General features: G+C 71.8%; 19 protein-coding genes and 1 pseudogene. 10 read left to right on the top strand and 10 right to left on the bottom strand.

The window, feature by feature from the left end:
- Positions 1 to 320: 320 nt before the first annotated feature.
- The 3 genes and pseudogenes from OG520_RS33550 to OG520_RS33540 form a co-directional block, all read right to left on the bottom strand.
- Positions 321 to 850: pseudogene (locus OG520_RS33550) on the bottom strand (glycosyltransferase); the annotation flags it as partial.
- A gap of 166 nt (positions 851 to 1016) precedes the next feature.
- Positions 1017 to 2435: a HEAT repeat domain-containing protein gene (locus OG520_RS33545; protein ID WP_399334901.1), complete on the bottom strand. Its 1419-nt coding sequence runs from the start codon at positions 2433 to 2435 to the stop codon at positions 1017 to 1019.
- A gap of 218 nt (positions 2436 to 2653) precedes the next feature.
- Positions 2654 to 3046 carry an ankyrin repeat domain-containing protein gene (locus tag OG520_RS33540; RefSeq protein ID WP_406015592.1) on the bottom strand — a complete coding sequence of 131 codons (393 nt, stop codon included), beginning with the start codon at positions 3044 to 3046 and terminating at the stop codon, positions 2654 to 2656.
- Positions 3047 to 3360: 314 nt separating this feature from the next.
- On the opposite strand from OG520_RS33540, the gene OG520_RS33535 reads away from it, so the two are divergent.
- On the top strand, positions 3361 to 3555 hold the full coding sequence (locus OG520_RS33535) for a hypothetical protein (protein ID WP_018103962.1): 195 nt from the start codon (positions 3361 to 3363) through the stop codon (positions 3553 to 3555).
- A gap of 37 nt (positions 3556 to 3592) precedes the next feature.
- Complete coding sequence (locus OG520_RS33530; protein ID WP_406015591.1) at positions 3593 to 5179, top strand: hypothetical protein; 1587 nt, start codon at positions 3593 to 3595, stop codon at positions 5177 to 5179.
- A 68-nt stretch (positions 5180 to 5247) separates the two neighbouring features.
- On the opposite strand, the gene OG520_RS33525 is transcribed toward OG520_RS33530, so the two are convergent.
- Entirely contained in the window at positions 5248 to 6747 is a 1500-nt protein-coding gene (locus OG520_RS33525) for a PLP-dependent aminotransferase family protein (RefSeq protein WP_399334895.1), read from the bottom strand.
- 102 nt (positions 6748 to 6849) lie between these two features.
- Between OG520_RS33525 and OG520_RS33520 the strand changes: the two genes are divergently transcribed.
- From OG520_RS33520 to OG520_RS33505, 4 genes are all read left to right on the top strand, one after another.
- Positions 6850 to 7605, top strand: a complete 756-nt coding sequence (locus OG520_RS33520; protein WP_399334893.1) for a YitT family protein — start codon at positions 6850 to 6852, stop codon at positions 7603 to 7605.
- Positions 7602 to 8366, top strand: a complete 765-nt coding sequence (locus tag OG520_RS33515; RefSeq protein WP_406015590.1) for a glycerophosphodiester phosphodiesterase — start codon at positions 7602 to 7604, stop codon at positions 8364 to 8366. The genes OG520_RS33520 and OG520_RS33515 overlap by 4 nt, the downstream gene beginning before the upstream one ends.
- Positions 8367 to 8412: 46 nt before the next feature.
- Positions 8413 to 9786 (top strand): MFS transporter, encoded by a 1374-nt coding sequence (locus tag OG520_RS33510; RefSeq protein ID WP_266422332.1) that lies wholly within the window; start codon positions 8413 to 8415, stop codon positions 9784 to 9786.
- Positions 9787 to 10061: 275 nt separating this feature from the next.
- Entirely contained in the window at positions 10062 to 10436 is a 375-nt protein-coding gene (locus OG520_RS33505) for an RNA polymerase-binding protein RbpA (RefSeq protein ID WP_007262928.1), read from the top strand.
- A gap of 101 nt (positions 10437 to 10537) precedes the next feature.
- On the opposite strand, the gene fxsA is transcribed toward OG520_RS33505, so the two are convergent.
- The 4 genes from fxsA to OG520_RS33485 all read right to left on the bottom strand — a co-directional run bounded on the left by fxsA (position 10538) and on the right by OG520_RS33485 (position 14677).
- Positions 10538 to 11128, bottom strand: coding sequence for an FxsA family membrane protein (gene fxsA, locus OG520_RS33500; RefSeq protein WP_406015589.1), 591 nt, complete (start codon positions 11126 to 11128; stop codon positions 10538 to 10540).
- A 99-nt stretch (positions 11129 to 11227) separates the two neighbouring features.
- Positions 11228 to 11995, bottom strand: a complete 768-nt coding sequence (locus tag OG520_RS33495) for a polyprenol monophosphomannose synthase (RefSeq protein WP_399334889.1) — start codon at positions 11993 to 11995, stop codon at positions 11228 to 11230.
- A gap of 548 nt (positions 11996 to 12543) precedes the next feature.
- Positions 12544 to 14190, bottom strand: a complete 1647-nt coding sequence (locus OG520_RS33490; protein WP_406015588.1) for an amidohydrolase — start codon at positions 14188 to 14190, stop codon at positions 12544 to 12546.
- 46 nt (positions 14191 to 14236) lie between these two features.
- The gene (locus OG520_RS33485; RefSeq protein ID WP_399334887.1) at positions 14237 to 14677 is read right to left on the bottom strand and encodes an Lrp/AsnC family transcriptional regulator; all 441 of its coding nucleotides are present in this window, start codon (positions 14675 to 14677) and stop codon (positions 14237 to 14239) included.
- A gap of 204 nt (positions 14678 to 14881) precedes the next feature.
- Between OG520_RS33485 and OG520_RS33480 the strand changes: the two genes are divergently transcribed.
- Positions 14882 to 15289 (top strand): hypothetical protein, encoded by a 408-nt coding sequence (locus OG520_RS33480; RefSeq protein ID WP_266422321.1) that lies wholly within the window; start codon positions 14882 to 14884, stop codon positions 15287 to 15289.
- A 464-nt stretch (positions 15290 to 15753) separates the two neighbouring features.
- On the opposite strand, the gene OG520_RS33475 is transcribed toward OG520_RS33480, so the two are convergent.
- Positions 15754 to 16926, bottom strand: a complete 1173-nt coding sequence (locus OG520_RS33475; RefSeq protein ID WP_406015587.1) for an acyl-CoA dehydrogenase family protein — start codon at positions 16924 to 16926, stop codon at positions 15754 to 15756.
- A gap of 375 nt (positions 16927 to 17301) precedes the next feature.
- Between OG520_RS33475 and OG520_RS33470 the strand changes: the two genes are divergently transcribed.
- From OG520_RS33470 to OG520_RS33460, 3 genes are all read left to right on the top strand, one after another.
- On the top strand, positions 17302 to 18576 hold the full coding sequence (locus OG520_RS33470) for a glycoside hydrolase family 18 protein (RefSeq protein WP_406015586.1): 1275 nt from the start codon (positions 17302 to 17304) through the stop codon (positions 18574 to 18576).
- Positions 18577 to 18695: 119 nt separating this feature from the next.
- A complete protein-coding gene (gene argG / locus OG520_RS33465; protein WP_399334883.1) occupies positions 18696 to 20144 on the top strand; it encodes an argininosuccinate synthase in 1449 nt (482 codons plus the stop codon).
- A 224-nt stretch (positions 20145 to 20368) separates the two neighbouring features.
- A complete protein-coding gene (locus OG520_RS33460; RefSeq protein ID WP_406015585.1) occupies positions 20369 to 21742 on the top strand; it encodes an alkaline phosphatase in 1374 nt (457 codons plus the stop codon).
- Positions 21743 to 22280: 538 nt separating this feature from the next.
- Here the strand turns inward: OG520_RS33460 and OG520_RS33455 are convergent.
- Positions 22281 to 22646, bottom strand: coding sequence for a hypothetical protein (locus tag OG520_RS33455; RefSeq protein WP_399334879.1), 366 nt, complete (start codon positions 22644 to 22646; stop codon positions 22281 to 22283).
- Positions 22647 to 22741 lie beyond the last annotated feature (95 nt).

Here is a 22741-nt window from a genome sequence, read left to right as displayed (position 1 = left end):
CCCGGACGTCGCCGGACTGCGCACCGCTGACGGCGAAGTTACGGAACTCCACGCCCCGCCGTCCGTCCGCGACCCCGGCCGTGATCCGCCGGACAGGCCCTGGCCTCGAAAGCCACCGGGGACGGGGTCGCCGACGCCTTCGGTGAACGAGTCCCCGAGCGCGGCGAACCGCACCGGGCACGGGCCCGACGGTCGCGCGTCGCAGGGTCCCGGAGTACGTGGTCCCCCAGTACGTGGTTCCGCGGCGCCGCACGGCTCCGACGCGCCCTTCGTACCCGCACCCCCGCTCATATCCGCACCCCCGCGATCCGGCCCCGGTCCGGCACCTCGTGGGCGGCCAGGAACAGGGCGGCGGTGGACGGGGCGAGGGTGAGGTCGGCGGCGCCGTGCACGGCGCGCATCCGGCGCCAGGCGGTGTTCTCGCCGGTGCCGAGGTACGTGCGTGCGTAGCCGGCCGGATCGGTCTGGTACGGCCACGGCCGGCAGACCGAGCCTGGCGGCGGCCGCCAGGGCCCGTGCGCCGAGCACGAACGGTCCGGCCAGATGGACGAGTCGGGCGCGGTGGGCGGTGAGGGCGGCGGTCAGCCGCCTACTCGGCAGCGCGACCCGGACCTGGGGGTAGCCGGGCAGAGGGAGGGAGGGAGGGGACGCGCACCACGGGGCAGGGTGCGTCGGCCTCGAAGGCGTCGGGGAGGTCCGGACGGGACGTGGCCGTCGCGCCGGCGGTGGCCGGGGCGATGACGAGCGGTGCGTGGCCGCGGCCGGCGAGATGCCGGGCCGTCCGGAGGGTGCAGTGGGCCACGCCGTTGACATCGGGCGGGAAGGATTCGGTGACGATGACGACACGCATGTCCGTGTTGTCGCCACGCCGGGCGTGACCGGGCCGACTTGGATCCTTCCGCCCGGGGAACGTCCCGTGAGCGTTTGAGCCGAACGCGTCGCGAGGGTCTTCCGTTCGGGTGGGGCCACCCGTTTCACGCCGCGCGCCCCCCGACGCGCGTCGCGTGCGTACTCGGTCAGGCCGCCGGGGTGTCGGGCCCGATCCGGCTGCGTACCGCCGTCTGCACCTCGGCCTCCTCGGCCGGGTCCGCGGCGAGGCGGCGGAGCCGCTCGGCGACCCTGATGTCCCCGGTCTCCGCGTGGAGGGCGGCGACCTCGCGGGTGGTCTCCTCGCAGTCCCACAGGCACTCGACGGCGAATCCGGTGGCGAAGGAGGGATCGGTGGCGGCCAGTGCGCGGGCCGCCCGGCCGCGCAGATGCGACGAGGACGTCTCCCGGTAGACGTGCCGCAGCACGGGAGCGGCACAGACGATGCCCAGCCGCCCCGCGCCGTCGACGAGGGTCCACAGACGTGGTGCGTCCGGTCCGTCGCCCCGTACGGCTTCGCGGAGCGCTCCGAGGACCAGTGAGGCGTCCTGGGCGCCGCCCCGGCAGGCGAGCACACCGGCCGCGGAGGCGCCGAGCGCGTCGGGCCGTCGGGCCCAGCGCCTGGCGCGCTCCACCGCAGCGTCGCCGCACATCCGCTCGAAGGCGGCGACGGACGCGTCGGCGACGGTGCGCGAGACGCCGACCGCTCCGGTCTCGATCAGGTCGAGCACGGCCGGGTCCCTGGCCTCCGCCAGGTAGTGCAGCGCGGCACAGCGTGCGCCTTCCGGGCCGCTGCGGGCGGCCTCGATGATCGTGGGCCGGTCCTCGGGGCCGGCGACGGCGGTGAGGCAGCGGGCGGCCGGCACATGGAGGGTGCTGCCGCGTTCGAGTCCCTGCTGGGCCCAGTCGAAGACCGCCTGGACGCTCCAGCCCGGACGCGGGCCGCCGGGCCGCATCTGGCGCTGCCAGCGGTCGAAGGAGCCCTGTTCCGAGGCGGCCCTGACCCTGGCGCCGACCGTGTCGCGCGGGTCGTCCGCCCAGAGCCGCCAGGGGCGGGGTTCGTAGGCGTCCCGTACGGCGGCGGCCAGCTCGGCGGCGCCCTCCTCGGTGGCCGGGAACCGGCCGAGCACGGGTACGGCGAGGGCGCGGAGTCCCGCGTCGTCGTCGCGCAGGGCGAGCTCGTCGAGGGCCCAGGCCCAGTTGGCGCCGGTCGCGGCGTACCGCCGCAGCAGGGCCAGGGCGTCGTCGCGTCCGTACGAGGCGAGGTGGCCGAGCACGGCGAGGGCCAGCCCGGTGCGCGAGTCGTCGGTGTCGAGGTGGTCGTCGGGATCGCACAGGTGCCGCTCGATCTCTTCGATGCCGCCGTCGAGGTCGAGGTACAGGCGTGCGTAGTAGAGGGAGCGGTTCTCCACCTGCCAGTCGTGACGCGGATCGCTCAGGACGCAGTGGTTGAGAGCCGCCAGGGCCTCGGGGCGTGGTGCGGCGAGCGCGTGGAGCGTGCCGTCGCCACGGCCCCTCTGCAGCAGGCCGAGCAGGGTGCCGCTCGGCGCTATGAACGGATCAAACATGGAAAAGCCTCACATCAAGCTGTCGACGCAACCGGGACTGTGCAGTTCCAAGTGCCGGGTGGGCACTACGCCGCGCAGCAACATGATCGGCCGACCGCCGTCTTCTGCTTGGTGTAGACCATCTTCCTCTGCCTCTCGTCGGTGGCCCGGAACCGGGCCCGCGACGTCATGATGACCCAGCCATTTCGCCACCGCGACCACATTTACGGCGTACCCGGTCAGCGGGAGCCGAAGAGTTCCAGCAGGTCGGCCTTGCCGAACATGCGAGCCGTGTCGAGAGCGGAGGGTGTTCCGGCGGCCGGATCGGCGCCCGCGGAGAGCAGTGCCTCGATCACCGCGCCCTCGCCCTTGAAGACGGCTCCGGCGAGCGGCGTCTGCCCGCGGTCGTTGGCCCGGTCCGGGTCGGCGCCCCGGCCGACGAGGGCCGTGACCGCGGCTGCGTGCCCGTGGTAGGCGGCGAGCATCAGCAGCGAATCGCCCCGGTCGTTGGTGAGGTTCGCGGGGACGCCCGCGTCGACGTACGCGGCGAGCGCGTCGGTCTCACCGCGGCGGGCGAGGTCGAAGACCTTCGTCGCCAGCTCGACCACCTCGGGATCGGGGGTTTCGCTCATCGGACGGACCGCCTTCCATTAACCGGTTTCACCGCTGTCGACCTGCCGGGGCGTACGCCGAGGGGGCCGTACGAGTGAACCGACAGGGTACTGCCCGACCGGGCACATGACCCGGCCCACCCGTGGCAAAGGATCACGAATGGTGCGGCGGAACAGTGCGCGACACCGAAAGTTCCGGCCCACCGGGACCCCTCGGTCGGCCATTCAAGTGAAAATAACGACTTTTCACCCAAATGCAGCTTTTATCGTATAGATACTTCCGGTGAACCTGGAAGGACTCATGGTGACCGTCCCCCCAACCAGGAGAACCACTCATGATCCTGTCCATGTCAGGCGTCGTCATCCTCGGCATCATCGTCTTCCTGTTCTTCAGGAAGGACGGCCTCAAGGCCTCGCACGCCCTCGTCACCGCCCTGTTCGGCTTCTATCTGGCAGGCACCGCCATCGCACCGAGCATCACCGCGGGGGGCGCGAGCCTCGCCGGCCTCCTGGGCGGGATCAAGTTCTGACCCTCCGCGACCGCTCCCACCCCGTCAGGAGACCGACGTGGCCCGGCGACCACTCCCCCGCATTCTGAGCAGCGGCAGCGCCTCGATCACTCGCAGTCGCGAGTTCGCGCGCACGGCCGCCGACAACGCCACGGATGTCCTCCATCCGCTGATCACGATCACTCGTGGTCTGCGGCTGCTGGCCGGAGCCGGACGGCAGAAGTGGGCCGCGACGCCCAAGGACAGGCGTGGCCCCACGCTGTTCCTCGTCGCGGCCTGCGTACTCGCGTTCGCGCTCATGCCGTACGGGGGTCTGATCGCCCTCGTCACGGCGATGGGCGCCGCCGCCTGGGCGGGGCGGGAGCGGACCCCCGTGAAGACCGGACCCGACGATGCGGAGACCGCGCGGCTGCGATCCCTGTACGAGGCGCTCGTGCCGTACTTCTCCGTGGCCGACGACCCCGGTCCGCTGTTCTCCCACGGCGGCGACTGGGAGAAGGCCTTCAGCGGTTACGAGTTCGACGGCGACGGGCGGCTGACCCGCCTCCAGGTGACGTACCCCGCCTACTTCACCGACAGCGAGGCCGCCTCCCGTGCCCGGATCGAGCGGCTGCTGCACGCCAAGTCCGGCCGCGGCCGCGAATACCACTTCACCTGGGACGAGGAGGGCAACCAGCTCGTCATGAACGTCCTCGGCGCCCTGCCCACCTCGATCGGCGCCCAGCGTTTCGTCACCGCCCCCGGCGAGACCGTGCTGGGCTTCACCGACGGCGACGCGGTGCAGCGCACGGTTCCGGTGCACGACGGCGACACGACCCGCGACGCCCCTCCGGTCGTCTGGCGGACCGGCGCCCGCTCCACCGAGCCGCATCTGCTGGTGGTCGGGCAGCCCGGCAGCGGCACCACGACCCTGATGCGCTCCATCGCCCTGCAGGCGCTCCAGCACGGCGACATCCTGATCGTCGAAGGCAGCGGAACCGGCGAATACGCCTGCCTGACCGGGCGGGACGGCGTACTGAGCGTGGAGTGCGGGCTGGCCGGCGCACTGGCGACCCTGGAATGGGCGGCCCACGAGACGGAACGGCGGCTGACCGCCGCGAACCGGGCCCGGCAGGTCGGCCACCCCGTGCCCGACGACATCAAGCGCCCGCTCTGGATCCTGCTGGACCGGCCGAGTGTCCTCGGCCATCTGGCCGCCGCCGACGGCAGGCCCGATCCGCAGGAACTGCTCCAGGGGCCGCTGCGGCACGGCAGGGCGGCCGGCGTCACCGTGGTCCTGACCGATCAGTTCGACAGCCTGGACACCCTCGGCGAGACCGTACGGACGCACTGCAGGGCCCGGGTCGCGCTCGGCCACTGCTCCCGCGAGCAGGTGGAGTCGGTGCTCGGTACCGAGCCGCACACCACCCCGGCCGCCGATGTCCCGCCCGGCCGCGGCTACGCGCGGCTCGGCACCGGCCCGGTGCTCCGGCTCCAGGTCCCGGCCACGCCCGATCCGTACGACGAGGCGACCGGCGAGGCACAGCGGCAGGCGGTCCTCGGTCTGCTTCCCGAGCGGCAGGTGCCGGCCGGAGCGGGCGTCCCCGAGCCGGTACTGCCGCGCACCGTGACCGTGGCCGTCGAGGGCATGGCGGTCACCGACTGAACGGAGCTGTCCACAGGGGTGCGGGGTGACCGGTCGGGCGACCGGTCACCCCGCACCCCTGTGTCCGGTCAGGCGACGAACGTCCGCGGCGCCTCGACGCCCGCGCCCGCCCCCGACCCGACCAGCTGCGCCGCCGCCGCGAGCCGTGCCGCCGCCTCGTCCGCGACCGGCCCCGAGACCGTGAACGGCAGCCGTACGTACCCCTCGAAGGCGCCGTCGACCCCGAACCGGGGACCGGACGGAACGCGTACCCCGACCCGCTCCCCGGCCACCGCCAGCCGGGAGCCGGAGAGGCCGCCGGTCCGCACCCAGAGCGTCAGGCCGCCGCGCGGAACGGAGAACTCCCAGTCGGGCAGCTCCCGGCGGACCGCGGCCACGAGCGCGTCCCGGTTCTCCCGCGCCTGTTCGCGCCGGACCTGCACGGCCTCCTCCCAGCCGCCGGTGCGCATCAGCCAGTTCACGGCGAGCTGTTCGAGCACGGGCGTGCCCATGTCGGCGTAGGCGCGGGCGGCCACCAGGCTGCGGATCACGTCCGGGGCGGCGCGCACCCAGCCGATCCGCATGCCCGCCCAGAAGGCCTTGCTCGCCGATCCGACCGTGATCACGGTGGAGCCCGCCGGATCGAAGGCGCAGACCCGGCGGGGCATCCGCACATCGGCGTCGAGACAGAGCTCGTTCATGGTCTCGTCGACGACCAGGACCGTGCCTGCGGAGCGGGCCGCGTCCACCAGGGCGCGCCGCCGGTCCTCGTCGGCCAGCGCGCCGGTGGGGTTGTGGAAGTCGGCGACGACATAGGCGAGCCGCGGCGCCGCGTCCCGCAGCACCTGCCGCCACCGGTTCATGTCCCAGCCGCCGAGCCCCTCCTCCATCGCCACCGGCACCAGCCGGGCACCCGCCTCGCGCATCAGCTGCAGGATGTTGGCATAGCTCGGGGACTCCACCGCGATCCGCTCGCCGCGGCCCGCGAAGAGGTGGCAGATCGCGTCGATCGCGCCCATCGCACCCGTGGTGACCATGATCTGTTCGGGCATGGTCGGGATGCCGCGCCCGGTGTAGCGGTCGGCGATCATCTGCCGCAGCGCGGGCAGACCGGCCGGGTAGTCGCCATGGGTGTGGGCGTACGGCGCGAGCTCCTCGATGGCGCCCTGGACCGCCCGGGTCAGCCACGGTTCGGGGGCGGGCAGCGAGGCGCAGCCCAGGTCGATCATCGAGCCGAGGGACTCCGGCGGCAGCGGCTCCAGACCGCGTGCGGGCAGCGGGTTCCCGGCGGGCACGGCGGTCCAGCTGCCGGCACCCCGGCGGGACTCCAGGAATCCCTCGGTCCGCAGCGCCTCGTACGCGGCGGCGACGGTGGTGCGGCTGACGGACAGGGCGAGCGCCAGTTCGCGTTCGGCGGGGAGCCTGGCGGCGACGGGCACCCGGCCTTCGAGGACGAGCAGACGGATCCCGTCGGCCAGCGCACGATAGGCGGGAGGCCTGCGGGCGCCCGGTCCGACGGGCCGGGACCGTTGGGCCTGGAGCTGCCGGGCGAGCTGCGCCGCACCCACTGCCGAAGTCCACTGAGCCATGGAAATCAGTCCACCTTCCTCGGATTGGCCATAGTTGGCGGCCGATCCCCTGCCACAGAGTGACATGCGGCAGTCCACTACCACCACACCAGGGGGCACCTCTTGTCCACCGCCGCCGCCCCTCGCGGGGCGCACCTCACCCGTCGGCTGATCCAGCTGTACGTCGGTCTCGCGCTGTACGGGGCCAGCTCGGCGCTCCTGGTCCGCGCCGGTCTCGGGCTCGAACCCTGGGGCGTACTGCATCAGGGGCTCGCCGAGCGCACCGGTCTGTCCATCGGAGTCGTCTCGATCGTCGTCGGCGCCGCCGTCCTGCTGCTGTGGATCCCGATCAGGCAGCGTCCGGGCCTGGGCACCGTCTCCAATGTCTTCGCCGTCGGCATCGCCATGGACGGCACGCTCGCGCTCGTACCCGACGTGCACGGCCTCGCCGCGCAGATAGCCGTGATGGTCGCGGGCGTCGTCGTCAACGGCGTCGCCACCGGGCTGTACATCGCGGCGCGGTTCGGCCCGGGACCCCGTGACGGGCTCATGACCGGACTGCATCTGCGCACCGGCCGCTCCATCCGGCTGGTGCGGACGCTGATCGAGGTGGCGGTCGTGGCGACCGGCTTCCTGCTCGGCGGCACGCTCGGGGCGGGCACGGTCGTGTACGCCCTGGCCATCGGCCCGCTCGCCCAGTTCTTCCTGCGCTTCTTCACGGTCGGCGGGATTCCGGCCGCGGGGGCCGGGGCCGACGCGGAGACCCGGGCCCACGAGGAGACCGGAACCCATGAGGAGGGCACTGTCGCACCCGCGCCGGACAATGGCGACACCGCCGTCACCGCACGGACACCGGAGCAGGCCATACTTCCGCAGTGACCTCCGTACGCCACCCCTATCTGGACCATCCCGCGACGATCCCCTTCGCCCACCGAGGCGGTGCGGCGGACGGGATCGAGAACACCACGGCCGCGTTCCGCCGGGCCGCCGACGCCGGGTACCGCTACTTCGAGACCGATGTGCACACCACCTCGGACGGCCGCCTGGTGGCCTTCCACGACGCCACCCTGGACCGGGTGACGGACGCCCGCGGCCGGATAGCCGAGCTGCCCTGGAGCGAGGTGCGGCGGGCCAGGGTGGCGGGCCGGGAGCCGCTGCCGCTGTTCGAGGAGCTGCTGGAGACGTTCCCCGAGGCCCGCTGGAACGTCGACATCAAGGCCGGGTCCGCGCTGGTACCGCTGGTCGAACTGATCCGCCGCGCGGACGCCTGGGACCGGGTGTGCGTCGGCTCGTTCTCGGAGGCCCGGGTCGCCAGGGCCCACCGCCTGGCGGGCCCCCGGCTCGCCACCTCCTACGGCGTCCGGGGCGTGCTGGGCCTGCGGCTGCGCTCGTACGGAATACCGGCGGCACTGCGGGCGGGCGCGGTGTGCGCACAGGTGCCGGAGAGCCAGAACGGTGTCCGGGTGGTCGACCGGCGCTTCGTGCGCGAGGCACACGCGCGCGGGCTCCAGGTGCACGTCTGGACCGTGAACGAACCGGAGCGGATGGCAGCGCTCCTCGATCTCGGCGTGGATGGCATCATGACCGATCACATCGAGACGCTGCGCACGGTGTTGAGCGAGCGGGGGGCCTGGGCCTGACGCCGGCCGTGCGAGGTCTTCACAGGGAGAGACGAGGGGGTGCGGGTTGAGCGCCGAGACCGCGGAAACCGCTGAGCCGACGGAACCGACAGCGGATTCCGCCGATGCCGCGAGCCGCAGGCACGAACAACGCGGCTGGTATTTCTACGACTTCGCCTGCTCCGTCTACTCGACGAGTGTCCTGACCGTCTTCATCGGCCCCTATCTCACCTCGATAGCCAAGGCGTCCGCCGACGCCGACGGCTTCGTGCACCCGCTCGGCATTCCGGTCCGCGCCGGGTCGCTGTTCGCCTACGCGGTCTCCATGTCCGTCGTGGTCGCGGTGATCCTGATGCCGATCGTGGGCGCCGCCGCGGACCGCACGGGGCGCAAGAAGCCGCTGCTCGCGGCCGCCGCCTACACCGGGGCCGCCGCGACCACCGGCATGTTCTTCCTGGACGGTCAGCGCTATCTGCTGGGCGCGTTCCTGCTGATCGTGGCGAACGCCGCGATCTCGGTGTCGATGGTGCTCTACAACGCGTATCTGCCGCAGATCGCCGGACCGGAGGAGCGGGACGCGGTCTCCTCGCGCGGCTGGGCCTTCGGCTACACCTCGGGTGCGCTCGTCCTGGTGCTGAACCTGGTCCTGTACACGGGCCACGACTCCTTCGGCCTCTCCCAGTCCGACTCGGTACGGATCTGTCTCGCGTCGGCCGGTCTCTGGTGGGGCGCCTTCACGCTCGTGCCGCTGCGCCGGCTGCGCGACCGGCACGTGACGGCGAGCGGCGAGGGCGCGGTCGGTTCGGGCTGGCGGCAGCTGATGGCCACCCTGCGCGACATGCGCCGCCATCCCCTGACACTTTCCTTCCTGCTGGCGTACCTCGTCTACAACGACGGCGTGCAGACGGTGATCTCCCAGGCATCGGTGTACGGCTCGGAGGAACTGGGCCTCGACCAGACGACCCTGATCACGGCGGTGCTGCTGGTGCAGGTGCTCGCGGTGGCCGGAGCGCTGGGGATGGGCCGGCTGGCACGGGTGTACGGCGCGAAGCGCACGATCCTCGGTTCGCTCGTCGTCTGGACGCTGATTCTCGTCGCCGGCTATTTCCTCCCCGCCGGAGCACCGGTCTTCTTCTATGTACTGGCGTCGGCGATCGGCCTGGTGCTGGGCGGCAGCCAGGCGCTGTCGCGCTCGCTCTTCTCCCATCTGGTGCCGCGCGGCAAGGAGGCCGAGTACTTCTCCGCGTACGAGATGAGCGACCGCGGACTGAGCTGGCTGGGACCGCTGGTGTTCGGGCTCGCGTATCAGCTGACCGGCAGCTACCGGGATGCGATCATCTCGTTGGTGATCTTCTTCGTGGTCGGTTCCGTGCTGCTCGCGAGGGTGCCGGTCCGGCGGGCCGTGGCGGCCGCGGGCAACCCCGTTCCGGAACGGATTTAGACGTTGAAGTGAAAGGCCGGTAGTGTACGCCTTTGGCCTGCCCGGAGGACCGTTACTGCGAGCGGAAGAAGCCAAACCGTTGGGTTACAACTTCCGCCAGATGTGACAAACCGGGCATTGCTGGGTACTTGAAACCCTGGGAAACCTGAAAAAGCAGCGGCACGACGGGCGACGCATGACCGGCAACGGGAATCTTTACCGCCGACCGGACGTTGACCGGATGACGACGACAGCGACACCTGTCCTGTGGGCGACAAGCCCGGGAGGCACGATTCATGAGTGAGCGAGCTCTCCGCGGCACGCGACTCGTGGTTACCAGCTACGAGACGGACCGCGGCATCGATCTGGCCCCGCGCCAGGCGGTGGAGTACGCATGCCAGAACGGACATCGATTTGAGATGCCGTTCTCGGTAGAGGCGGAAATTCCGCCGGAGTGGGAGTGCAAGGCGTGCGGCGCCATGGCACTCCTGGTGGACGGGGATGGCCCCGAGGAGAAGAAGGGCAAGCCTGCGCGCACGCACTGGGACATGCTCATGGAGCGGCGCACACGCGAGGAGCTGGAGGAAGTGCTCGCCGAGAGGCTTGCGGTCCTGCGCTCCGGAGCCATGAACATCGCCGTACATCCGCGGGACAGCAGGAAGTCTGCCTGACTGACCGCGTAACACCTCGGTACGACAGAGCCGCGGGCCGCGACACCAGCCGGTGTCGCGGCCCGCGGCTCTGTCGTACCGCAGCTGCGGGACTCGCCCGTTCAGGGAGTCAGCGGTGGCCGGGGGCCCTCATCGGGGCGTGCGCCCGGCTGTGCGCCGTCCTCGCGGATGACCTCGCCCTGGACGACCTTTCCGTCCGGCCGGTGAATGCGGGCCTGCTGGAAGGCGTCGGAGAGGCTGCCGGGGCTCGCGGCACGCATCCGGCGCTCCAGCGACCGCTCCGCGTACCGGCCGAGCCACGAACGGACCGGCGGCACCAGCAGCAGGAGCCCCGCCACGTCCGAGACGATCCCGGGGATCATCAGCAGCAGCCCGCCGAGCATCAGGAAGCCGTTGCCCTTGCCGCCCGAGCCTGCGGCCGGTGGGGCGGCGGCGGCCCCGGGCTGCCCCGGCATCTGCTGGAGCGTCTGGGTGAGGTTGCGGAAGGCCCGGCGGCCGGCCCGCTTCATCACCGCGGCGCCGAGCACGATGCCCGCCACCAGGAGCAGCAGCACGGTGAACCCGCCGGCCACGTCGGCCACGACGGTGAGCAGCCAGATCTCCAGCACCGCCCAGGCGGCGACGGCGAGGGGGACGAAGGTTCGGGCGCGAGAGCGCGTGGGGGCGGTCGGGGGCGGTGTGCCGGTCGTCATGGTCCCCAGTGTGCCCGTACGGGCGTCCGAACGGCACAAGGGGGGTGATCATGGGCGGCGGACCCGATGCCCGCCGCCGGTGGCGGCGGGCGCGGCGGATCAGATCGCCTTGCGGCCCAGGGCCCGGTTCGTACGGGAGGTGACACCCCAGGAAGTGACCCGCCAGAGCGCCTCGACCAGGATGTCGCGGCTCATCTTCGAGTCACCGATCTCCCGGTCGACGAAGGTGATCGGCACCTCGACGACGTGATAGCCGGCTTCGACGGCCCGGCGGGCCAGGTCGACCTGGAAGCAGTAGCCCTGCGAGGCGACCTGTTCGAGGCCGATGCCGTCCAGGGTCTCGGCGCGAAAGGCCCGGTAGCCGCCGGTGACGTCCCTGGTCCGCAGCCCGAGGAGGAACCGGGAGTACGTGCTGCCGCCACGGGAGATCATTTCGCGGGACTTGGGCCAGTTGACCACGCGCCCGCCCGGCACCCAGCGGGAGCCGAGCACCAGGTCGGCGCCCTTGAGCGCGGTGAGCAGCCTGGGCAGTTCCTCGGGCTGGTGGGAGCCGTCGGCGTCCATCTCCACGAGCACGCCGTAGCCGTGCTCGGAGCCCCAGCGGAAGCCCGCGAGATAGGCCGCGCCCAGCCCTTCCTTGCCCTTGCGGTGCAGCACGTGGACCTGGCTGTCCCCGGCGGCGATCTCGTCGGCGACCTTGCCGGTGCCGTCCGGGCTGTTGTCGTCGGCGACCAGGATGTCGGCGTCCGGCACAGCGGCACGCACCCGGCTGACGATCGGCTTGATGTTCTCGGCCTCGTTGTAGGTCGGAATGATCACCAGGATTCTGCCGAGCGGGCCGTACCGCCGCTGACCGCCGTCGTTCACTTACTGCCCCTTAAGTCCGTACGCAGGTGCACACCATATCCAGCGGGCGGTGGCCCCTCGCCGACATGGTCGGACGGGGCCGGGCATCGCCGGGGACAGATGGACGGAAGTACGGACAGAAACACGGGTACGCGCGCGCGGGAACTACGGATGGGGGCCCAGCGCCCTTCGGGCCGACCTGGGACCCGCTGGCTGCGGGTCGACCTAGAGCCGTTGTCTACTGAACGTCCGGGCCCCACCCGGGTCGCACCGCCGTCCGGATGAAACCTTCCCTCGCCCCCGAGGCGCGGGCGCTGAACCTGGCTGTCAGTGGTGGTGCGCCGGTGCGGCACACCACCCCATGACCCAGCGGCGTTCGACGACTGCGTGGAGGTTTACCGGTCGGACGTCCTGTGGTGGACTCGGCCGAACCTACCGGCCGGTGGGCGCGTTCTGTCAATAGCCGTCTGACCTGCAATATTTACGAAACTTGCCTGGTCAGTAGCGAAGATCCGCAGGTCGCGGCGGAACGGGGACCACGATCAGTGACGATACGAAATGTCCGGACGTCACTCGTTCGGCCGCGCGTAGACCGTTTGTCCGAAGACCACGGTCCTCAGGCAGACCGGCAGTTCGGCACCCGGGGTGAGATCGGGCAGGCCGGGCGTTCCCGACCGGGGGTCGGTCGACCAGCGGGCGACCCGGTCGTCCGGGGCCTGGACCACCAGGTCAGCGGTGCGCCAGACCGCGTAGTCGGCCGGGGCGCCGGGCACCAGGGTCCCCGCGTCGTCGCGGCCGACGGCCCGCCAGCCGCCCCGGGTATGGGCGGTGAAGCCCGCCCGTACGGAGATCCGGTGCTCGGACGTGCGGTGGAAGGCGGCGGCCCGTACGGTGCCCCACGGGTCGAGCGGGGTCACCGGGCTGTCGGAGCCGAAGGCCAGGGGCACACCGGCCCGCAGGAGCGCCGCGTACGGGTTGAGGGTCCTGGCCCGCTCGACGCCGAGCCGCTGCGCGTACATGCCCTCCTCGCCGCCCCAGGCCGCGTCGAAGGCGGGCTGGACGGAGGCGGTCAGACCCAGTTCCGCGAACGCGGCGACGGTCTCGGGGGTGAGCATCTCGGCATGCTCGACACGGTGCCGGGCCCCCCGGATCCGGGGCAGGCCGAGCGTCTCGGCGGCGGCCCGGACCCCCTCCACCACGGCGGAGACCGCCGCATCCCCGATGGCGTGGAAGCCCGCCTGCAGCCCCGCCTCGGTGCACGCGGTGACGTGCGCGGCGATCTGCGCGGCGTCCAGATGGGCGGTGCCCGTGCGTCCGGCCGGACCGTCGGCGTACGGCTCGTGCAGGCAGGCGGTGTGCGAGCCGAGCGAGCCGTCCACGAAGAGGTCTCCGGCCGCTCCGACGGCGCCGAGCTCCCTGATCCGGCGGGCGTCCTTCTCGTCTGCGACCTGCTCGGCCCAGTAGCCGAAGACCCGCGGCCCGCTCTCCGCGGCGGCGAGCTTCAGCAGTGCGGCGAAGTCCTCCTCGTCGGAGATGTCGGGGCCGCCGCACTCGTGGACGGTGCCGATGCCGAGCGACGCGGCGTGCCGCAGGGCGGCGCGCTGGGCGTCGGCACGCTGCCGCGGCGAGACGGCGCCGTGGGCCGCGGAGCGGACCGCGTGGTGGGCGGCGCCGGTCAGCGGGGCGTCGGGGTGGTAGCCGGTCAGCCCGGTGACGCCCGGGACCAGGTCGAGCAGGGCGGCGGTGACGACCGCGGAGTGCACATCGACGCGGGGCAGGTAGACCGGTCGTCCGCCGGCCGCCGCGTCGAGCTCGCCGCGCGAGGGGTGGCGACGCTCCGGCCAGCGCGTGGCGTCCCAGCCGTGGCCGAGGACGACCCGGTCCGCGGGGTGCGCGGCCACGTACGCGCGCAGCAGGCCGAGCGCCTCGTCGAGGGTCCGGGCGCCGGACAGGTCGAGGCCGGTGAGGGCCAGCCCGGTCGATGTGGTGTGCACGTGGGCGTCGGTGAACGCGGGGGTGACCAGCGCACCGTCGAGGTCGATCACCTCGTCGACGCCGCTCGCGAAGGCGTCGGCGGCCCCTTCCGAGCCCACCCAGGCGACATGGCCGCGTTCGACCACCATGGCGGTGGCGAAGGGGTCGGCGGGGCTGTGGACGTCTCCACCGCGCAGCAGTACGGTGCGGTGTTCGCTCTGGGGGGCGGTGCTCTCGGTCATGGGACCAGTCTCGCGCCTGCCCGGACCCGCGCGGTCCGCGACCCCCTCAGATCCGCGGCGGCCGGGCCTCGTACGGCGTGGACAGGACGACCGTGGTCCGGGTGGAGACACCGGCGAGCGAGCGGATCCGGGTGAGCAGGTGCTCCAGCTCCAGCGGCGTGGCGACGCGCACCTTGAGGATGTAGTTCTCGTCACCCGCGACGCTGTGACACGCCTCCAGCTCCGGGACGTCCGCGAGCCGCTCGGCGATGTCGTCCGGCGCGCTCGGGTCGAAGGGTTTCACCGAGATGAACGCGGTGAGCGGCAGGCCGACGGCCTCGGGGTCGACGACCGCGGCGTAGCCCCGGATCACCCCGCGCTGCTCCAGCCTGCGGACACGCTGATGAACGGCCGATGTGGACAGGCCCGTGGCCTTGCCCAGGTCGGTGTAGCTCATCCGCCCGTCCTCGACGAGCAACTCCACGATCTGTCGGTCCAGCTCCTCCATACGGATCAACCTATTGCCCCGGGTCCCTCCAGGCACAGCGGCAGGGGCTCCGGAAGGGGCACCCACGGCGGACATGTGACGAATGCCACAGGTTTACGGGTGGGTAGCCGACCACCTCGCGGTTACGGCGGATGCGCGACGGGAAGTGCTTGCTGTGGTCGAGGCCGTGTCGCCTGGTCGGCCCACCTGAGGGGGGAATTTCCCATGCAGAGCCTGAAGCTCACCGGACGTATCGAACCGGAACCCGTCGAGGACACCGCTCCCGTCGAGAACACCGCTCCCGACGCGTACGACACCTTCGAGATGTACCGGGTGATCTGCCCGGACTGCGCGCAGCCGATCGCGCTGCTGGCGGACGAGGACGTACTGCCGGAGCACGCGCTGTGCCCGACGCCGTGGAACCCGTTCGTGCTGACCGTCTGCGCCGGCACGGGCCGCGCGGCGTCGCAGTCGCGGCCCGCCGACGATTCGTTCGACGCCCAGGAGCAGGAAACGGGCCTGCTGTTGACGCTCCCTCAGGGACTCGACTGGAGAATGCAGCCGTTCTCGCACGCCGGCGGCCCCGGCTCACGCCCGCTGCGGGTGCCCCGGATGCGGCGCGACGCCGCCTGACGGCAGCCCCCGCGTCCGCGCGGGACCGGCCCGGACACGTTTCCGGGCCCGCCCGGCACCTCTGCGCCGCACCACGACGGCCCGACCGGCGTGGTGCCCCCGGCGAGGACCGCCCGCCGCCCGGGGACAGGGCGAACGGGCTCTCTATTCGGCCGGACAGTGACCAGGGCCCGCCCCGCGCCGTTGGCCGGGCATGACCCTGCTGCAATCAACGGCCGGTCCCGGCCGCCGCCTCGCCTCTCCCACCGCCGAAGAATCGGTTCCGCAGCCCGGTTCGCAGCCGGTGCCCCGGCCCGTGCCCCCGCGGTCGGCTCCGCGACCGGTGCCGCACTCCACCGATCCGCCCATCTACCGGGCCCTGCTGCGTCGTTGGGAGCGCGCGGACCGGACCCTGCCGGGCCGCCACGACCAGGAGTGGCACCGGATCATGGCGACGCCCGTGTGGTCGGACCGGCCGCTGCGGGTCAGCGCGTCTCAGGACCCGCGAGGTGGCGTGCGATGACCATCCGCTGGATCTGATTGGTGCCCTCGACGATCTGCAGCACCTTGGCCTCGCGCATCAGCCGCTCGACGGGGAAGTCGAGGGTGTAGCCGTATCCGCCGAGCACCTGGACGGCGTCGACGGTGACCCGCATGGCCGTGTCCGTGCAGAACAGCTTGGCCATGGCCGCCTGGCGCGAGAAGGGCTTGCCCTCGTCGCGGAGCCGGGCCGCCTCCAGGTAGAGCGCCCGGCCCGCCTCGATCTGGGTGGCCATGTCGGCGAGCATGAAGCGCAGCCCCTGGAAGTCCGCGATGGGGCGGCCGAACTGCTCCCGCCCGGTGGCGTAGCCGACGGCCTCGCTCAGGGCGGCCTGGGCGACGCCGACCGCGCAGGCGGCGATGCCGAGCCGCCCGGAGTCGAGCGCGGACAGGGCGATGGCGAAGCCCTGACCCTCCTCGCCGATCCGGCGCGCGTCGGAGACCCGTACGCCGTCGAAGTTCAGCTGGGCGGTGGGCGAGCCCTTCATGCCCATCTTCTTCTCGGGGACGGCCGCGTCGAGCCCCTCGGCGTCGCCGGGGACCAGGAACGCGGTGATCCCGCGGGCGCCCTCGGCGCCGGTGCGGGCCAGGACCGTGTAGAAGTCCGCGATGCCGCCGTGGGTGATCCACGCCTTGGTGCCGGTGATGACCCAGTCGTCGCCGTCCCGTACGGCCTTCGTACGGAGCGAGGCGGCATCGGAGCCCGCGGCGGGCTCGGAGAGGCAGTAGGCGCCCAGCAGGCCCCCTCCCAGCATCGCCGGGAGGTGTTCGGTCCGCTGCTCCTTGGTGCCGTATCCGGCGACCGCGTGACAGGCGAGGGAATGGACGCTGACACCGAGGCCGACGGTGAGCCGGGCGGCGGCGAGTTCTTCGAGGACCTGGAGGTAGACCTCGTACGGCTGATCGCCGCCGCCGTACGCGGAGTCGTAGGGCAGTCCCAGCAGTCCGGAGTCGGAGAGCAGCGTGAAGACTTCGCGCGGGAAGCGGCCCGCTTCCTCCTCCTCCGCCGCCCGGGGTGCGATCTCTCGCTGGGCGATGTCGCGGACGAGCGCGACGAGTTGCCTGGACTCCTCGGTGGGCAGACGGCGTTCCACCAATTGCGGGGCACGGTCGGTCATGACGGCGCTCTCCTCCCTGTCGGGCGTTGCGACGGTCGCGCGCGCGGGGTGTGGGCGGCGCCGCCGGGGGCTTCCGGGCGCGACCCGGAAAAGCACTGCTGCCCGGCCGACACCGGCCTCGTCGGATTACGAGAGCTGCCGGCCAGCGGCTGTGGCGGCTTGAGTATGCCCGATCGGACGATATCCGTCACGGGGTGACCGGGCGACTCGGCACCGGGCGGAACGATCAGCGGGATTGGTCCGAACCATTGACCCGACTGGTCTAGTCCATCTACGGTTTCAACCGGAACGGCCTTTGCGCGTTCATGCCAAGTCCACGCGATGGCCGACTTCCTGCCCCCCACAAGCAAGTTCCCTCCCCCACGAGGAGACAAGATGTTCGGACCGCATCGTCCCCGCGCCCGCTTCCGGGCGCTCGCCGCAGCCGCCTGTACCGCCGCCCTCGGCGCCGCCCTGCTGGGTGCCGCGGGCACCGCATCGGCCGGCGCGACCCCCACCACCACGCGGGCAGCGGCCCCCGCGTCCGCCGACGCCACCCCCACAGCGGCCGGCGACAAGGTGGTCGGATACTTCACCAACTGGGGTGTCTACCAGCGCAATTACCACGTCAGGAACATCGAGACCTCCGGCTCGGCCGACAAACTCACGCACATCAACTACGCCTTCGGCAACGTCACCGGCGGCAAGTGCGCGATCGGCGACTCGTACGCCGACTACGAGAAGGCGTACACGGCCGACCAGTCCGTCGACGGTGTGGCGGACACCTGGGACCAGGATCTGCGCGGCAACTTCAACCAGCTCCGCAAGCTGAAGAAGCTGCACCCGGATCTGAAGGTCATCTGGTCGTTCGGCGGCTGGACCTGGTCCGGCGGCTTCGGCGAGGCGGCGAAGAACCCGGCCGCGTTCGCCGAGTCCTGCTACAACCTGGTGGAGGACCCGCGTTGGGCCGATGTCTTCGACGGCATCGACATCGACTGGGAGTACCCCAACGCCTGCGGTCTGACCTGCGACACCAGCGGGCGCGAGGCCTACGGCAACCTGCTGGCGGCGCTGCGCACCAAGTTCGGGACGAGCAACCTGGTCACCTCGGCGATCTCCGCCGACGCCTCCGACGGCGGCAAGCTCGACGCGGTCGACTACGGCGGCGGGGCGAAGTACGTCGACTGGTACAACCCGATGACGTACGACTACTTCGGCGCCTGGGACGCGAAGGGGCCGACCGCCCCGCACTCCCCGCTCACCTCCTACGACGGCATCCCGAAGGACGGCTTCAACAGCGAGGCCACCATCGCCAAGCTGAAGGCCCAGGGCGTCCCCGCCGCCAAGCTGCTGCTCGGCATCGGCTTCTACGGCCGCGGCTGGAGCGGCGTCACCCAGGACGCACCCGGCGGCACCGCGACCGGCGCGGCGCCCGGCACCTTCGAGGCGGGCATCGAGGACTACAAGGTCCTCAAGAACAGCTGCCCGGCCACCGGCACCGTCGCCGGCACCGCGTACGCCCACTGCGGTACCAACTGGTGGAGCTACGACACCCCCGCCACCATCGGCACCAAGATGAACTACAAGAACCAGCAGGGCCTCGGCGGCACCTTCTTCTGGGAGCTGAGCGGCGACACCACCAACGGCGAGCTGATCAAGGCGATCGACTGAGACCGTCCGCTCCGCGGAACACGGATCGGGGCCGCGCGGCCGGGTGAGTCTGCCCGGCCGCGCAGTGCGTCACCGAAGGCAATGTTGCATGATCATGCGAAGTGATGCATAGTCTTGCCATGTCCAAAGTCCTCACCTCCCTCCCCACCGGCGAGCGCGTCGGCATCGCCTTCTCCGGCGGACTCGACACCTCCGTCGCCGTCGCCTGGATGCGCGACAAGGGCGCCGTCCCCTGCACGTACACCGCCGACATCGGCCAGTACGACGAGCCCGACATCGCGTCCGTGCCCGGCCGCGCCTCCGCGTACGGCGCCGAGATCACCCGGCTCGTCGACTGCCGTGCCGCGCTGGTCGAGGAAGGGCTGGCGGCGCTCGCCTGCGGCGCGTTCCACATCAAGTCGGGCGGGCGCCCGTACTTCAACACCACGCCGCTGGGGCGGGCCGTGACCGGCACGCTGCTGGTACGGGCGATGCTCGAGGACGGGGTGCAGATCTGGGGCGACGGCTCCACGTTCAAGGGCAACGACATCGAGCGGTTCTACCGGTACGGGCTGCTCGCCAACCCGCACCTGCGGATCTACAAGCCCTGGCTGGACGCGGACTTCGTCACGGAGCTCGGCGGCCGCAAGGAGATGTCCGAGTGGCTGCTCGCGCACGGGCTGCCGTACCGGGACTCGACGGAGAAGGCCTACTCCACGGACGCCAACATCTGGGGCGCCACGCACGAGGCCAAGACCCTGGAGCATCTCGACACCGGCGTCGAGACGGTCGACCCGATCATGGGCGTGCGGTTCTGGGACCCGTCGGTGGAGATCGCCACGGAGGACGTGACGGTCGGCTTCGACCAGGGCCGCCCGGTCACCATCAACGGCAAGGAGTTCGCCTCCCCGGTCGACCTCGTCATGGAGGCCAACGCGATCGGCGGCCGCCACGGTCTCGGCATGTCCGACCAGATCGAGAACCGGATCATCGAGGCCAAGAGCCGCGGCATCTACGAGGCGCCCGGCATGGCGCTGCTGCACATCACCTACGAGCGCCTGGTCAACGCGATCCACAACGAGGACACCCTGGCCGCGTACCACAACGAGGGCCGGCGGCTCGGCCGGCTGATGTACGAGGGCCGCTGGCTGGACCCGCAGGCGCTGATGATCCGCGAGTCGCTGCAGCGCTGGGTCGGCGCGGCCGTCACCGGCGAGGTGACCCTGCGGCTGCGGCGCGGCGAGGACTACTCGGTCCTCGACACCACGGGCCCGGCGTTCAGCTACCACCCCGACAAGCTCTCCATGGAGCGCACCGAGGACTCGGCGTTCGGCCCGGTGGACCGGATCGGCCAGCTCACCATGCGGAACCTGGACATCGCCGACTCCCGTGCGCGGCTGGAGCAGTACGCGGGCCTGGGCCTGGTCGGCACCGGCCACCCGACGCCGATCGGCGCCGCACAGGCCGCCTCGACCGGCCTGATCGGCGCGATGGACCAGGGCGGCGCCCAGGCGATCGCCTCGCGCGGCGAGGCCACGGACGAGGAGACGATGCTGGACCGTGCCGCGATGGAGTCCGGCACGGACTGACCCCGGCCCCGGCCGTACGCATCCGGGCAGCGGGCCCCGGCGGATTCCGTTCCGCCGGGGCCCGCTGCCGTACGGCCGTGCTCGCGACAGCGGGCCGGGCGGGCGGGCTCCTCATGCCATGTTCCGGCAGGACGGACGCGGCTTCGACGTCACCGGTGGTTCACCCGCCGCTGATGAGGTGATCGTCGTCGGTGCTCCCCGCCGACCGGATCAAGGAGATTTCCATGCCCAGACAGCGCCTGTCCCGCAGTCACCTGACAGCCACCGGTGCGGTCCTCGTCGCCACCGCCACCGCCGCCGTCGCCCTCACGGCGACGGCCGGTGCGTACGGTACGAAGGAGCACGCGAAGGACGCCGTCAAGGGCGGCAAGGCGAAGAACGTCATCCTGCTCATCGGTGACGGCATGGGCGACTCGGAGATCACCCTCGCCCGCGACTACACCGTGGGCGCGGCCGGCCGCCTGAACATGGACAAGTTCCCGCTGACCGGCGCGTACACGACCTACGCCGTGCACGCGGACGGCACACCGGACTACGTCACCGACTCCGCGGCCAGCGGCACCGGCTGGGCGACCGGCGTGAAGACCGTCAACGGGCGGATCTCCAAGACGCCGGGCACCGACAAGGCCGTGCCGACCATTCTGGAACTGGCGCAGAAGGGCGGCTACGCGACCGGCTCGGTGACCACCGCCGAGCTGACCGACGCCACCCCGGCCGTCCTCGCCTCGCACGCCACGGACCGCTCCTGCCAGGGCCCCGCCGACATGGCCAAGTGCCCCACCGACACCATCGCCAAGGGCGGACCCGGCTCCATCGCCGAGCAGAGCGTCAACCACAAGGTCGATGTGCTCCTCGGCGGCGGCAAGCAGCGCTTCGACCAGAAGGTGACCGCCGGCAAGTACAAGGGCCTGACCGTCAGCGAGCAGGCGCGGAAGCTGGGTTACCAGGTCGTCACCGACAACGCCTCCCTGAAGTCGGTCAAGGGCGGCAAGCCGGTGCTCGGGCTCTTCGCGCCCGGCAACGTTCCCACCGAGTGGACCGGCAAGACCGCCGCGGTCGGCGGGACCGCCCCGCAGCGCTGCGTGACGTCCAACCCGAACCGGCCCTCCGGCACCCCGAACCTCGCCGACCAGACCACCAAGGCCATCCAGCTCCTGGAGGCGAAGCAGAAGCGCCGGCACAGCGAGAAGGGCTTCTTCCTCCAGGTCGAGGGCGCGTCGATCGACAAGCAGGACCACGCGGCCGACCCGTGCGGCCAGATCGGCGAGACCGCGGCGTTCGACCGCGCGGTGAAGACGGCCCGCGCGTACGCCGCCAAGCACCCCGACACCCTCGTCGTCACCACCGCCGACCACGGCCACAGCAGCCAGATCGTGCCCCTGGAGGCCCAGCCGCCCGGCCTGTCCTCCACCTTGGTCACCGACGAGGGCCAGCAGATCAAGGTGAACTACTCGACCAACCCGCCCGGCGAGTCGCAGGAGCACACCGGTACCGAGGTCCGGATCGCGGCTCAGGGCCCGCAGGCCTACCGCGTCCTGGGCGTCACCGACCAGACCGACCTGTTCGCCACGATCCGCGAGGCGCTCCGGGTGCGCTGACCACTCGGGAAGACGTTCCCGGCCCCGTCGGCACGAGCAGCATGCCGGCGGGGCCGGGACGTGTACCGGCTCAGGACCTCGGAGGTGCGGCCGTGGCGCCGCACCCGCTCGCAGCAGCCGAACGACTTCAGCACCCGGCGCTGGGCCGGTGCCCTGACCAGCGCTTTTCCATCTTTGAGCGCTGTCAGTGCCTTCCCTGCCCGCACAGCGAAAGTCCCTGGAATCTCCCCCGGTACAGACGTGAAATTCCCTGCAGAGTCCCTGGGACGGCCGCGCCCCGGCGTGCTGCCCAGGTCAGAGGCCCTTTCCTGAGCAGAGCCGCAAGTGGCGGCAGACGGGTCGGGCTGTACGCCGGGCTCGGACCGGTTACGCATCGCGGGTCTCCGAGGTGAGCGCTGCCGAAGCAGTGGACGGTCCGTCCCATCGCCTGCGCGCCGAGAAGCCGCGCATGTCCATCGGCGAGGAGCATCGGAGTCCGGAGAAACAGCGCGCCGCGACGGCTCGGCCCCGACCCGGATCGGTCCCCCGACCGTGCGCGTCACCGACGCCGAGATCCGGCTTCGCCACCGTCCTCGCCGCCGCCCGGGACCGGCTCGTCCTCGCTACCGGCGTCATTTACGGCACCGACATCGCTCTTCTTGGGCAGGTGCTGAATGCGGCGGGCCGGCGACCGCAGGGTGTGGCGGGCAGCCGCGACAGGTCCGGAGGCCGCCAGCTCGGCGCACCGCTTGAACGGGTGCGGGTTGGTCAGCCCCGCGAGCGACTCGCGCAGGGCGGTGTCGGCGGAGCGCCGGCTCTCCGGCCGGGCCGACGATCCGGCGTCTGCCGAGCGAAGTGCCGCAGGACGGCAGCGCTCGGCTCTCGTCGAAGCGGAGCCCGTGCCGGTGAACCGCCCGCCGCCCACCCGCGCGGGGCCTGCGGCCGGCTCACCGGAAAGCAGTTGCGCCGAAAAGCAGTTGTGTCGAACCTCTTGTCGGGTCGATCTGATCTCCCTAATGT

It is taken from the genome of Streptomyces sp. NBC_00984, from assembly GCF_045162475.1.
In the GTDB taxonomy this organism is placed as follows: domain Bacteria; phylum Actinomycetota; class Actinomycetes; order Streptomycetales; family Streptomycetaceae; genus Streptomyces.
Note: the sequence above shows the minus strand (reverse complement) of the source record. Positions and strands in the feature narration are given on the sequence as shown.

What these genes read in the sequence shown, in the direction of transcription:
- OG520_RS33545 (WP_399334901.1), bottom strand. Translation starts at nt 2,435, where the DNA reads ATGTTTGATCCGTTCATAGCGCCGAGCGGCACCCTGCTCGGCCTGCTG.
- OG520_RS33540 (WP_406015592.1), bottom strand. Translation starts at nt 3,046, where the DNA reads ATGAGCGAAACCCCCGATCCCGAGGTGGTCGAGCTGGCGACGAAGGTC.
- OG520_RS33535 (WP_018103962.1), top strand. Translation starts at nt 3,361, where the DNA reads ATGATCCTGTCCATGTCAGGCGTCGTCATCCTCGGCATCATCGTCTTC.
- OG520_RS33525 (WP_399334895.1), bottom strand. Translation starts at nt 6,747, where the DNA reads ATGGCTCAGTGGACTTCGGCAGTGGGTGCGGCGCAGCTCGCCCGGCAG.
- OG520_RS33505 (WP_007262928.1), top strand. Translation starts at nt 10,062, where the DNA reads ATGAGTGAGCGAGCTCTCCGCGGCACGCGACTCGTGGTTACCAGCTAC.
- fxsA (WP_406015589.1), bottom strand. Translation starts at nt 11,128, where the DNA reads ATGACGACCGGCACACCGCCCCCGACCGCCCCCACGCGCTCTCGCGCC.
- OG520_RS33490 (WP_406015588.1), bottom strand. Translation starts at nt 14,190, where the DNA reads ATGACCGAGAGCACCGCCCCCCAGAGCGAACACCGCACCGTACTGCTG.
- OG520_RS33485 (WP_399334887.1), bottom strand. Translation starts at nt 14,677, where the DNA reads ATGGAGGAGCTGGACCGACAGATCGTGGAGTTGCTCGTCGAGGACGGG.
- OG520_RS33480 (WP_266422321.1), top strand. Translation starts at nt 14,882, where the DNA reads ATGCAGAGCCTGAAGCTCACCGGACGTATCGAACCGGAACCCGTCGAG.
- OG520_RS33475 (WP_406015587.1), bottom strand. Translation starts at nt 16,926, where the DNA reads ATGACCGACCGTGCCCCGCAATTGGTGGAACGCCGTCTGCCCACCGAG.
- OG520_RS33470 (WP_406015586.1), top strand. Translation starts at nt 17,302, where the DNA reads ATGTTCGGACCGCATCGTCCCCGCGCCCGCTTCCGGGCGCTCGCCGCA.
- argG (WP_399334883.1), top strand. Translation starts at nt 18,696, where the DNA reads ATGTCCAAAGTCCTCACCTCCCTCCCCACCGGCGAGCGCGTCGGCATC.
- OG520_RS33460 (WP_406015585.1), top strand. Translation starts at nt 20,369, where the DNA reads ATGCCCAGACAGCGCCTGTCCCGCAGTCACCTGACAGCCACCGGTGCG.